General features: G+C 34.2%; 12 protein-coding genes. All 12 read right to left on the bottom strand.

What is annotated here, in order from left to right:
• Nucleotides 1-269 precede the first annotated feature (269 nt).
• The 12 genes from BUL40_RS08775 to BUL40_RS08710 all read right to left on the bottom strand — a co-directional run bounded on the left by BUL40_RS08775 (nucleotide 270) and on the right by BUL40_RS08710 (nucleotide 12,260).
• The gene (locus tag BUL40_RS08775; protein ID WP_080318943.1) at nucleotides 270-1,319 is read right to left on the bottom strand and encodes a tetratricopeptide repeat protein; all 1,050 of its coding nucleotides are present in this window, start codon (nucleotides 1,317-1,319) and stop codon (nucleotides 270-272) included.
• 334 nt (nucleotides 1,320-1,653) lie between these two features.
• Nucleotides 1,654-3,870: an Ig-like domain-containing protein gene (locus BUL40_RS08770; RefSeq protein ID WP_080318942.1), complete on the bottom strand. Its 2,217-nt coding sequence runs from the start codon at nucleotides 3,868-3,870 to the stop codon at nucleotides 1,654-1,656.
• A gap of 376 nt (nucleotides 3,871-4,246) precedes the next feature.
• Nucleotides 4,247-4,789 carry a DUF3592 domain-containing protein gene (locus BUL40_RS08765; RefSeq protein ID WP_080318941.1) on the bottom strand — a complete coding sequence of 181 codons (543 nt, stop codon included), beginning with the start codon at nucleotides 4,787-4,789 and terminating at the stop codon, nucleotides 4,247-4,249.
• A gap of 97 nt (nucleotides 4,790-4,886) precedes the next feature.
• Nucleotides 4,887-5,534: a hypothetical protein gene (locus tag BUL40_RS08760; protein ID WP_080318940.1), complete on the bottom strand. Its 648-nt coding sequence runs from the start codon at nucleotides 5,532-5,534 to the stop codon at nucleotides 4,887-4,889.
• Nucleotides 5,535-5,631: 97 nt separating this feature from the next.
• A complete protein-coding gene (locus BUL40_RS08755) occupies nucleotides 5,632-5,859 on the bottom strand; it encodes a hypothetical protein (protein ID WP_141239652.1) in 228 nt (75 codons plus the stop codon).
• Nucleotides 5,860-6,393: 534 nt separating this feature from the next.
• Nucleotides 6,394-6,801 (bottom strand): hypothetical protein, encoded by a 408-nt coding sequence (locus BUL40_RS08745; protein ID WP_080318937.1) that lies wholly within the window; start codon nucleotides 6,799-6,801, stop codon nucleotides 6,394-6,396.
• A 1,096-nt stretch (nucleotides 6,802-7,897) separates the two neighbouring features.
• Complete coding sequence (locus BUL40_RS08740; protein ID WP_080318936.1) at nucleotides 7,898-8,563, bottom strand: hypothetical protein; 666 nt, start codon at nucleotides 8,561-8,563, stop codon at nucleotides 7,898-7,900.
• 147 nt (nucleotides 8,564-8,710) lie between these two features.
• A complete protein-coding gene (locus tag BUL40_RS08735; RefSeq protein ID WP_244901848.1) occupies nucleotides 8,711-9,373 on the bottom strand; it encodes a tetratricopeptide repeat protein in 663 nt (220 codons plus the stop codon).
• 97 nt (nucleotides 9,374-9,470) lie between these two features.
• Nucleotides 9,471-9,896, bottom strand: coding sequence for a hypothetical protein (locus BUL40_RS08730; protein ID WP_010518571.1), 426 nt, complete (start codon nucleotides 9,894-9,896; stop codon nucleotides 9,471-9,473).
• A 57-nt stretch (nucleotides 9,897-9,953) separates the two neighbouring features.
• A complete protein-coding gene (gene xerA / locus BUL40_RS08725) occupies nucleotides 9,954-11,081 on the bottom strand; it encodes a site-specific tyrosine recombinase/integron integrase (protein WP_244901847.1) in 1,128 nt (375 codons plus the stop codon).
• A gap of 454 nt (nucleotides 11,082-11,535) precedes the next feature.
• Complete coding sequence (locus tag BUL40_RS08715; protein WP_010517471.1) at nucleotides 11,536-11,784, bottom strand: YgjV family protein; 249 nt, start codon at nucleotides 11,782-11,784, stop codon at nucleotides 11,536-11,538.
• Nucleotides 11,781-12,260: a MarR family transcriptional regulator gene (locus BUL40_RS08710; RefSeq protein ID WP_080318934.1), complete on the bottom strand. Its 480-nt coding sequence runs from the start codon at nucleotides 12,258-12,260 to the stop codon at nucleotides 11,781-11,783. Before BUL40_RS08710 ends, BUL40_RS08715 begins: the two co-directional genes overlap by 4 nt.
• Nucleotides 12,261-12,300 lie beyond the last annotated feature (40 nt).

Here is a 12,300-nt window from a genome sequence, read left to right as displayed (position 1 = left end):
CAGTTGCAAAAACCATTGAAGTGAACAATGCCAAAGTCAAAGTCAAAATTATTTTTCTCATAAATTCTATTTTTTTAGAAGACGACATTCAATTTCTTATGTTGCAAAATTTCGGTATTAAATGTATTAAAACGTTATCGGCTATGATTTCGTTGTGGAATTTCACGTAGTGAACATTCCGCCCGAAATCAAACCTTGGCTTGAAGTTAATGATTTCCGTTTAAGTAAATCCGCCCACAATGAATTATAGCCCGTGTTGTGCGCTGTTTTTATTGGCATTTATTCACCAACTCGATTTCGGCTTCTTTTTTTCCTAAGTCCAAAGCCTTTTTAAAATAATCGCAGGCCTTTGACTTATTTCCGATTTCATAGTTGATTAAACCAAGATTATAAAAAGTCCAGCTGTTTTCATTATTCAATTCCATCGCTTTTTGGCAGTCCTCAAGAGCTTCTTTTAGATTTCCAAGTTTATATTTTGTAAATCCCCGATTATTATATGCATAGTCATGATTTGAAATATCCACAGCTTTGTTGAAATCAGATAGAGCTTCATTATATCTTTCTAGGTTATTTAATGTCATGCCCCTTAAATTGAAGTACCTCCAGTTGGTTGCTTCCAGTTCAATTGCGCGATTTATACTAATCAATGAATTTGAATAGTTCTTTATCTGAAAATGAGCGCGGGCTTTCATGAAGTGTGCCCATGCTTTTTTGTCATTCAATTGTATAGCCCTTTCCAAATCAGTAATGGCCTTTTCATATTCCTTTGTTTCAAGAAACAAAACACCTCTATTCATAAAAGGCAATTGACTCTCCGAATTTTCTTCAAAACTTAGTGACTTATTAAAATCAGCTAATGCATTTGGAAAATCTTTTAAAATCTGATGCTTAATCAGACCCCTATTATTGTAGGCTATAGCAAGATTTCTATTTATGTTTGAATCTTGGGAAGGCTCAAATTTTGTAATAATGTAGTTCAATCCTTGAAGTGCGGAATCGTGCTGTTTTAATTTGATTTGCGTTACAGCCTTATTCACGTGGATGTAAATTAAATCTTCGTTTATAGCTATTGCCTTGTTGAAGTTCAGAATTGCTTTTTGATACTTTTGAGTGGATTGCAGTGCTCTTCCACGATAATAATATGCTAAATCTGTCCCACCGTTTAAATCTATATCCTTGGTTAATAATTCGATAGCCTTGGTATAGTTCCCTTCATCATATAATGACTTGCCCTTTTCATAGTATTGTGAAGTCCCATTATTACAGGAAAAAATCAAAAATTGAAAAATGGAAATTAGATATAAGTTCTTAATTGTCATTATCGAGGTTTAAATAGCGTACAACGGTTCGGCTAAGCGTAGTGCGGAGACAAGGAAACTTTTCGTTTCCGTCTGCCGACGTAGCTAAAGCTTATTGTTTTGCTTTTTCTTTTTTTTGTCCAAAGCTAAATCCATAAGATTTAGCGACATCATAAATATACACACACCTTTCAGTTTTGCCCTAAAGTCCGTATTACGTTTAGGTTTTGTTGTACTTAGTGCTTTCTGGACAGTTGGTCTCCTAGTAAAACAAGTAGGAACAGAATTCTCCAGATATCAAATTTAGTTGGCAATTCCTTTTAATAATCCTCTCCGGTATGAACTTATTTCCTACTTAATCCAATAAAAAATGAGACGCTTTTTTGTAATATCCCGGTACAGTTGATTTGAATTTAGATTCCATTACTGGTGACACTAAATATGAGTGACGATTATCTTTGATAACCTTATATAGGTATTCGTCATATGAGTTTATATTTTCATAGCGTTTTATCTCAACCTGTTGTACCTCCATATTCCCCTGTTCATACAATTCATAAAACCCCCATGTTTTTATTTCTTCAGGAATTTTTGGAAGTTTGATGTTATCTGTCTTTTGACTATCAAAAACCAGGCTCCAACGATAACTTATATTTAGTCCTTCTATAACCACATATGGGTCACTATTAATAAAAACCTTCCCAACAGTATGGTCCAATCCATTCTTAATTACTTCAATTTCGTTATTTGAATAAGAATAATCTATTGACCAATCTAAAGTATGAAATGACGGTGCAAGCTCCCCGGTTCGTTCTGTGTAATAGTCATTAATTCTAACATTGTACTTATAATTAGTAAAAATAGAATTGAAATAATAAGGTATACCCTCTAATCCCTGATAACCATATCCATGTCCGTCAATACGGTGGTAAACATTGTTTTGAAAATCATCATTGCTAAAATAACCCGCAATCCAGTAAGATGATGATTCAAACGTTTCTCCATTGCTTAGAATGGGTTGATAGAATCTTTTTTCTACATTTTCATTTGTAAATAGCTGTGGCGTGAAAACAAAATCCGACGGTATATCCCAATCAGCAACATAATAACTATATTCATTCAAAGTCAAATTAATTTGAGGAACATAAATGAACTCAGAATTTACGGCACTTGTTGTATTTCTTCTTCTATCTATGTTAAACTCTTCTGTTTCGCTATAGAAGCTACCCCCATATCCAAAACCTTCAGAATTCATTGAAATAATATCTTGAGAATCGAAACCTTGAGTTGGAAACTGAAAAGGATTCGTAGGGACGTAGTCAAATCGTGGATAAGTTTTAAAATTGATTTCACCTAAAGTGGATGGGGTTAAGTTTTGAAGTGTTGTAAACTCACTTGAATTTCCAAATGCACCTGTACTATATTCACCTATCGTGAGCATAAATTCCGAATTAGGGTTGATCTCTTCTATAGTACGTAGTATTATCTTGTCGGTGTCTTGGGTAACTCTTTTATTGTCAAGTAGATTTCCTTCTGCGTCGGAAGCAAACACGTATATTCTTGCTAATTGTGGGTCGTAAAAATTAGAGGGAAAATTCAAAGATATTAACCTTCGATATATTTCTATTGGAATAATTAACTCGGATACATTATCTAAACTATCAGTAGCTATAATCTTTACTGAATTGGCACCTGTTGCGTATAGGTTAGGGTCAAAGTCAAAGCTGTAGTCTGTCTGATTTGCTAAAGAAACTATCGTAGAATCTCCTAAAAACACTTTCAAAGAATCTACCTCAGAATATAAATCATTAACATTTGGACTTAATGTTATAAGGCTATCTAAAATTTGATTTTCAACCAATGATTCAATTGTTATTTCCGGTCCTGTGTTGTCAGAAATAAAGGTTACTTCAAACGTACCAAGATTTTCGCCAGAGTCTATTGCTTCTATTTTTAAAACGTTCTCCCCATCAGTAAGGTTAGTGGTGTTAATGTTGATTGATAAACTATCAAGCGGTAGGTCTATTAACAGCTCATTGTTTAAAAAAGCCTTAACTGAAGTCAATTCTTGATTATCCATAACATCAAAAGTTACAGTATTGGTATCTCCGTTAATAACTGCTCCAGTAAAAAGGCTGACCCCAGATATTGTTGGTTTCTCGTTGTCTACATTGATAATTGTGTTCTTTGATTCTGAATTACCAGAGTTGTCCGTAACAACTACCGTCAAGGTATAGTTCTTAAAAGTATTTGTTTTACCTATTTTAGAAGCTAAAGAAGAGACATCGACAATTATGGAGTATGGCGCACTAGTGTCTTCTCCCGCTTTTTCGTCATCTATAAAAGCTTCTACTTTCGAAATACCGCCTGCATCTTGGGCGTTAATATTGATTTCTATTTGATTGCTTACAACAATTGGAATAGCAGATGAATTATTGTTGAAACCGGTAATTGAAAAATTGAAGGTTGGCGCCGTTACATCTGGCTCAACAGTAGGGTTTGACGATTCTTTTGAACACGAATATGTAAAGATAAAAGTAATCGTTAAAAGTGTTAGAATTGATTTTTTCATAAAAAAATAATACGCTTGGTTTTCAGCTGTTGTAATTGGTTCGTAATTTGATTTGATTTGATTTCAAACTGTTGCTTTAAAAACTAAATACTGGCCATTTTATTTTAAAATAGAAAATAGGCAACTCAATACCTATTATCAATAGAGAGTATATGCTTTTATAAATAGCACTTGGAATTCTTGTGATTATTCACAAAAACATTATGTGAATTATATTTTCTTTTCATCATTAAGTACAACGGTTGGTATAACCGAAGTTACGGTATTTAGTTGGTAGTGTTAGAATTAAGTACAGGTTTTAGCAATTCGCGCTGGATTCGGACATAGTCGAATCCGCCGTAATTGCGGTTATACGTTGTTGTAGGTAGTTTTTTATTCATATTTTATTAATCAACCATATAATTCCAATTCCAGAAAATAAAAATCCACCGATTATAAAAATCATTGGGAAGTTTTTTTCCCACCAATCATTGTCCTTTATTATTTTGTATTCATTTCCTTTTTTCAGGTAAATAATGTCAATCAGTTCATTAATTCGTTTCGGGTTTTCACTTAAGTCCAACTTTTGAGTCGTTTCAACTCCATTTCGGTCGGTAAAACTTACTATCGGAAAATAATATTCATAAGAATCTCCATCAGCATCTTTATTCTGTTCTTTTTTAAAGTCAACTATTTTCGCTTTAGCTTTAATTCCGTTGGTTTTTATTCTGTAATTAATATTTCGAATATAGAATCCTGCGTATAAAAATCCGCAACCAACAATTAGAAAAACTAGTCCTCCAAGTAAATCTTGATTGTAAAAAAAGAAACTAAAAATGACTATCAAAAGTCCAATGGGTAATATGTGTTTTTTTATGTCGATACGCACTTTTAAATTACCTACAACGGTTCGTGTATGATTAGTTGCGGACTTTTCCAACGGAAAATGTCCGCCTGTACCGAAGATAGTTAATTGTAAGGATTTCCATTTGGGAAATCCACCCGCAATTAATTATACACCGTGTTGTAGAGCGTTTTTATAATTTTTCAAAGTCCACAAATTTGGACTTAAAATAAATTTTCATGTCCATTCTTGTTTTCTTCCTTTCACCATGCTCCTCATTATCCACTAGCATTGCCCCAGAATAATAATCTTTGCTTTTAAATTCGACAATTCCGTAAATTACGTCATTCATATTTGGTTCTGGAAATTTTGAAAGTGTGAGGGTGCTTTCGGTACATTGTACTTCAATTCTAAATTTTAGTTGTCCATCTGCAGACTCAGAATATTCGGGAAAATCGTCCCCAGCCAGCATGTGATAAACCATTGGTTTGTTTTCCACAAACTTTATTGAAAATCCAAAACCACCAAAAAGTCCATATGCGCCATCTATTGAAATAGTGTCGTTTTTAACGTAATAAAATGATTTAAAGGGCATCTTCCGCTCCTTTCCAATAGTAGAGACCATCAAAGAGTCATTTTCATAAAAATTAGCCAAAAGGACATTGTCATACACTAAGAAAAGTTCATTGAAAGATTCGCCAAATTCCGACTCAGACAGTTTAAAATCCACCTCTTTTTTTATGTTTTCGTCAATTTTAAAGTCTGACTTTCCGTTATTCTCTTTTTGTCCACAAGAAGAGATTGAAATTAGGATGGAAAATAATATTACTGTTTTTTTCAATTTTTGCTTTTAAATGCTCTACAACGGTTTGGCTATGCGCAGTGTCCCGCAGGATATTGCGTATAGGTGTTGTTGGCGTGTCGTGCTTTTTTCTTTTTTACCATTGCTTTTCTATTCTCTTCAAATAATCATTCTCGAAAATGAGAGTAAGTCGTTCAATTTCAATTGTGTCTGTTCTAAAGTCCATGTATTCATAAAGTCTATGGTCTTTAAGCACATTCTCAATTTCTTGTTTGGTTTGGTCAGTTTGTCCAACAATTTGAATGATTGTTTCTAAGTCCGATTCCGTGTCAGAATATCCTTCTTTCATGTGTGTTAATGCCACTGCTTGGTCGACAACTGAATAGAATCCAATTCCTGTCGTAACAATTAAAAGAAGGAGACAAATCCAAAATCCTATTTTCCACTTATTCTTCATCCTTCTTCAGTCCACTTCTTTGTTTCGGATCTGTAAATTTTGGATTCTCCAACACCGAGTCCATACCAAACCATATAAGTCGTGTCACTTGTTAGTTGGTAAAATGAAAGGTGCATTTGAGTATCGTCTAATCCTATTTCGGTCACATTCTTTGGAAGTCGTCCGTTTTCTTGTTTGAACTTCTCGACTTTCTCGATAATTAATTCAGCATATTCTTGTCGTTCACATAGAATGTCACAACATGAAGTTGTCACAAATAGTAAAGCAATGGTCAATATTTGAAAAAGTCGTTTCATTTTTTTTGCATGCACGCCAACGGTTGGTATAACCGAAGTTACGGTATTTAGTTGGTAGCGTTAGAATTAAGCACAGGTTTTAGCAATACGCGCTGGATTCGTACGTAGTCGAATCCGCCGTAATTGCGGTTATACATTGTTAGCTTTAGTTTTTTTGTTTTTCATTTACTCGTTTTCTAATATTCATAATGCTTGGAAAAATTAGAAATATTTGTACTAATATTACAAATCCAATTAGAGCAATTAAAATAGTCCAAATATTTTCCAATTCTATGTTTTCAAAATAAGTCAAAATGACCAAAGCTATTGGAATAAAAAGAAAAGTATAGAAATTCGGAATTGGTATTATTTTTAAATCGGTTTCTGTTTTAAAAATGAATTCAGGTGAATAATAGTAAGCAGAATTTCCAGGTAAATATTTCACGTAATATTTGAATTCAGATTTATATTTAGTTGTTATTGATGAACCGTTTTCAAACATAACTCTTCTTTTCCGTTCCATTTCAGTCGGAATAAAATGTTTTAAAAATAGTTGTTTGTCAATAGCGTTCATTCAAATTAAAGCTAACGTTAAATGTATGGCGAGTTGCGCCAAAAGAGCGCTTACCACACGGTTGGGAATAAATATAGTTAATACGGTTGAATTTCCGTCTGGAAATTCGACCGCAATTAGCTATACATCTTGTTATAAATTGCCTGCAGGGCAGAACAAACCCATGGCACGGCAGTAAAATTGATGTCTCAAAATTTTGCCGCATTAATCGTTCCGTTCCCGTCCACCTTGCGTAACCCTTGCGCACTGGCGGCAAAAAGGAAAGTAACAAGCCATACTTTATTTTAAAACCCAACCTTTGGCTTTGGACAGACTTAAGCAATGAAAGACAGGCATTTTTTGCTTTTCTGATAAACGTTCTACTTGCGTATTGTTGCGTCCGACTAGCACGTTAAAAGCAAAAAAAGGAAAGTAGCAGACCAAACTCTACTTTTTTAAGTGCGGGTTATTTATAACGTTAAATGTATGGCAAGTTGCGCCCAAAAGAGCGCGTACCAAACGGTTGCGAATAAATATAGTTAATACGGTTGAATTTCCGTCTGGAAATTCGACCGCAATTAGCTATACATCTTGTTATAAATTGCCTGCAGGGCAGAACAAACCCTTGGCACAACAGTAAAATTGATGTCTCAAAATTTTGCCGCTTTAATCGTTCCATACCCGTCCACCTTGCGTAATACTTGCGCACTGGCGGCAAAAAGTAGGGTAACAAGCCACAATCTACTTTAAGACCCAAACCTTTTGTTTTGGACAGACTTAAGCGATAAAAGAAAGGCATTTTTTGCTTTCCTGATAAACGTTCTGTTTGCGCATTGTTGGGTCCGACTAGCACGTTAAAAGCAAAAAAGGGAAGGTAGCGGACCAAACTCTACTTTTTTAAGTGCGGGTTATTTATAACGGTTTAGCTATGAACAGTACGGGGGCAAATTGGCGTTTGCTTTCCGCCACGCACATAGCAAAATCTTTTTATTTTGATTTATTTTTTCCTTTCTAGAGCAAAATCCAAAAGATTTTGCAGACTTCATAAAAATACGCAAACCTTCTGTTTAAGTCCGAAGCCCGTATTGTTTATAGGTTTTGTTGTACCACGTTATTTTTAGAACGTTAAGGGTAACGCAAATCCTCCACCAAAAAGTCCAACTGATTTATTCATATAAGTTGCAGGTTTGTATTCTGTTAAATTTTCTAATAGTTGACTTATTAATTCTCTTTTGTTCTCAGGAACTTCTCCACGTATTTTGGTTACTAATTTTCCGTTTATGTCAACATTTATTAGAATGCTTGCACGTCCTTTAATTTGTTTCAGTTCCTTAGAATTTTTTATTTCCGCTCTAATTAATTTCATGTAATTAGGATTCAGTTCCTTTTTGTTGATTATGAGTGGAAAAAATTTGTCTTTGTAGAGAAATTTTGGAAGCTCATCGACATGGAATAAGAACATTTTTTCAGAGTAATTAAGTTCTCCGCATTGTTCTTTAATCAGGTCATACGCTCCAAAGTCGCCCAGAGAATATGATTTTTGGAGCAGCTCGCATGCCCTAAATTTGTTCCCTAAATTCAACTCAGTTCCAGCTAAATTGTAAATAGCGTCTTTGTTAGTTGAGTCAATTTTAATTATAGATTCGTAATTGATTTTTGCATTTTGAAAATCAGAATTTTGATAGGCATCATTACCTTTAATTAAGAGTTTTTCAATTTCAGATTCCTGTCCGAATAAAGGGCAGATTGAATATAGAATAATTAAGATTAACAATTTTTTCATAATGTGGTACAACGGTCTCGGCTATGAATAGTTGCGTGGTTTAGTACGGACTTTTACAATTACACGACAAGCTGAAAATTCCGCAGGAATTTTTCAGGATAAGCCTGTAATAGCAATTGTTTATAGCCATTGTTGTAACCAGTTATTTTAGTTTATTTTTTGTTTAAATTTCTGTATCTCGGAAATATAAATTTCATTTAAAAACTCGTTATAAACATCATCTCGTTTATAATGCATATTATTTTCCGCTTTCAAGATTTGCTCTTTTGCTTTTTCGATTTGCCCAAGTTTTTGGTAGGATTTTGCCATTCCAAAATAAGATTCGGGAATGTGTTCCGATTGTTTTAAAGCCCGTTCAAATTCTGAAATCGCTTTTTTGTAATTCCCGAGTTCGTACTCACAAAGTCCGAGATAAACGAAACTATGAATATCTACCCAATCCTCTTTTTGATTTTTGATATTGCGATTAAACAATTCAATGGCTTTTTGATATTCCTTCTTTCCGAAAAAGCATTCTCCTCGCAAAAAGTCGATATCTTCTCCCCAAGGCGCATCTACGAAGTTTGGTGTTAAACTGTCAAGTCTGTCAAAATCTTCGAGAGCTTTGTCAAAATCTCGCATTTTTCTTAACCTTATCCAACCTCTGTAACCTAAATGTAATTTTGGGTCGAGTTCGACTGCTTTATTAAGATATTCAAATCCTTTCTCGAAATTTCCAGCTTTATTAAATGCAACTGAACGTTCCATCCAAGCATCGCTATTTTCTTGGTCATATTCAATGGCTTTTTCGTACTGGTGAGATTCTACCATTAACCTTGATTTTTCCTTGTCCGATTTTGTTTTCCACCAAATTGTAACTCCGATTATTAACAGAAGAATTATGGAACCTAAACCGATGAATAAATATTTAAAAAATTTCTTCAATTCTTCCGTCTTTGATTTTGAGTCTAATTAGGTTGTACGTTTTATAATCTTTATCTCTTTTCCAGTCTGTAAGTCCGATTGCAATTTGTTCCAATTCCTTTATTAGTTGTCCGTTATTAAACTCGGTACTTTTATAATTTTCATCGATTTGGAATGTTTCGATATCGCAAAGCTTTCCTGTTTTCGAGATATTTAACCTCAATGTTACAAATCCATTTTTTGGTTGAATTTCTGTTTCGGAAAGTTGGATTTTCTCAAAGGCTTTTCTTAAAGCGGGATTTTCGCCCTCAATTCGACTATTAATTCCGTTTGCCCAATATGGTAAAGTCCGTTCGTCACAATCATTTTTTTCTTGCGAAAAAGATTGAATAGTGAAAAGCAATATTGTTAGGACGAGAATTTTTTTCATAATTGGTTACAACAATTGGATATCCGTCATATGACGGATATTTCTTTTTTGTGAATACTAATCTAGTGGATTTTTAATTGCCGTAAAAGTATGTTTGGCTACATGGGTATATATTTCTGTTGTTTTGGTACTTCCATGGCCTAATAAAACTTGTATTTGCCGTAAATCGGTACCAGATTCTAGCAAATGTGTAGCAAAACTATGTCTTAGTACGTGTGGGGTAACCGTTGTGCGTATACCGGCTCTATTGGCTGCATCTTTTACTATTTTTAATACACTTACGGCACTGTAGGTTTCTTTATTTCTGCCTTCAAACAAATAGGTGGTAGGTTGCCACTCTTTATAATATCGTCTTAAATTCTCCAAAACATTTGAACTCAATATGGTAATTCTATCTTTTTTGCCTTTGGCTTGTTTTATACGTATTATCATACGTTTGCTGTCTATATCTTCTAGTTTAAGACTTACCAATTCACTTCGCCTTAATCCTGAAGAATACAGTAGTTGTACTATACATTGGTGTTTTAAGTTATTGGTATGGTCAATAATACGTAATACCTCTTCTTTAGATATAACTTTGGGTAAATGGCTTTCTTTTCTAGGTCTTTCTAGCTCATAAAACCGATTGGGCATACCCAAAACACCTTCGTAATAAAACTTAATGGCATTAATGGCCTGGTTTACGTAAGAGTTAGAACAATTACGGTTAATTAAACTTTTTAAGTATTCTCGTATTTCACTCTCGTTCAGGGTTTCCAGGTCTTTTTCTGGATATCGATTTATAAATTGTTCAAAAAACTGCACATACACTTTAACCGTGTTTTTAGCGTAGCGTTTAAGTTCTAAACGTTGTAAATAGGGCTCTGGACACCGCCGGTAGCTAGGCGGTAATTCGCGCGTTCTAAACCAATTGGCATCTACTTCTTGGTTATGTGTGTTTATAGGTCTGTTGGTTAAAAATTTATTGTAGTTAATCCATGCCACCCCTTTAAAAGTGCTATATATTCGGTTTAGATTGGTTTTGCTATTGGGTACATAGGCCATACGGTATTTGGTGCTCCACTTGCATTGTGGTAAGCCTTTAAGAAGGTCTTGTATTAGTTTATCTGGACTAAATTGAATGCCAATTATCCGTTTGTTGGCAATCATTAGATGATGCAGGGTTATGGATTTAGAAGAAATCATTTTACAATCCTAGCTTAAAAAAGAATCATAAGTCGTATTTTAAACGTATAATATTCATTTAAATGTAATGGAAACACGGCATTGTCCAATTTGCGGGGAGGTCATTAAAGGTCGTTCCGATAAAAAGTTCTGTGGTGCAAAATGTAAATCTAGCAGCCAATATGAAAAAAGACAGACAGAAGAAGTTTATTTTTTTAAAGTGGATAAGCAGTTGAAGGTGAACCGAAAAATCTTAAAACGTTTTAACCGGTCTGGTTACACTACAATAAGGCAAGCCTAATTAAAAAGGGAAGGGTTTAATCCAAGATTTCATACCCATTATTGGAAAAATAGTAAGGGCGAAATCTACTTTTTTGTGTATGAATATGGTTTTTTGGCAAAAACCATAAACGGTGTGCCAAAGTTTGTGTTGATAACATGGCAACCGTTTATGGACAAGGGGTAACAGATCTAGCTAGCACCCGCTACCGTTAAGCTTTTCATTTTTTGGTAACCGCATTTTATACAAGTGATAAATATGTATTATGCAGAAGATAATACCAGAAATTACTAAGGGGCCAGAGGCTAAAAATACCCCATATACTACGTAAAAAGCACTAGAAACTAGATGCCATACCCTAAAATGTGCCATTTCTTTTTTAGTAGCGGCAAAAAAGCCGGCTACAATGGCAATATAACCAATGGTTTCTACTATTACTGTCATTGCTCTAGTTGGGTTAATACACGTTGTTTATAATCTTGTTGTTTTAGTTGTTCCTCAATGTGGCCCAGTTCCGTTAAAAAATTGGGACTATCTTTTAATAGGTGAGTTAATACCGTTATTTGGGTTTGCCATAGCTGTTCTAATTGCGGTAGTTGTTTAAGTGCCTTTGGGGTTAGGAGTAAAAGTTGTTTGCGGCCATCGGTCTGGTCTGGTTGCGTTTTTACAAATCCTCTTTTTTTCATTTTTTTTATAATTTTTACCACTGCCGGATGCGAAAAATTAATTTGGTCCGCAATTTCCATCAAAGTCATTTGTTGGTTCTTCTGCAATAATCGAATAACCAAGTTCCAGTTGGGTTCAATGGCAATATCCAACTCATCGTACAAATCACGTGTGCTATACAACAGGTAATCACTTAATCGTTTTAACCTACTTGTAAATCCCTCAATATTTAATGTCAACAAAAAATCATCCATAACATATACGTAACTGGTTACGCAAATATATATAATATAT

Source organism: Croceivirga radicis (genome assembly GCF_002072105.2).
Classification (GTDB): Bacteria; Bacteroidota; Bacteroidia; order Flavobacteriales; family Flavobacteriaceae; genus Croceivirga; species Croceivirga radicis.
The sequence above is the reverse complement of the archived record's forward strand: the minus strand, read 5'-3'. Positions and strand labels throughout refer to the sequence as shown.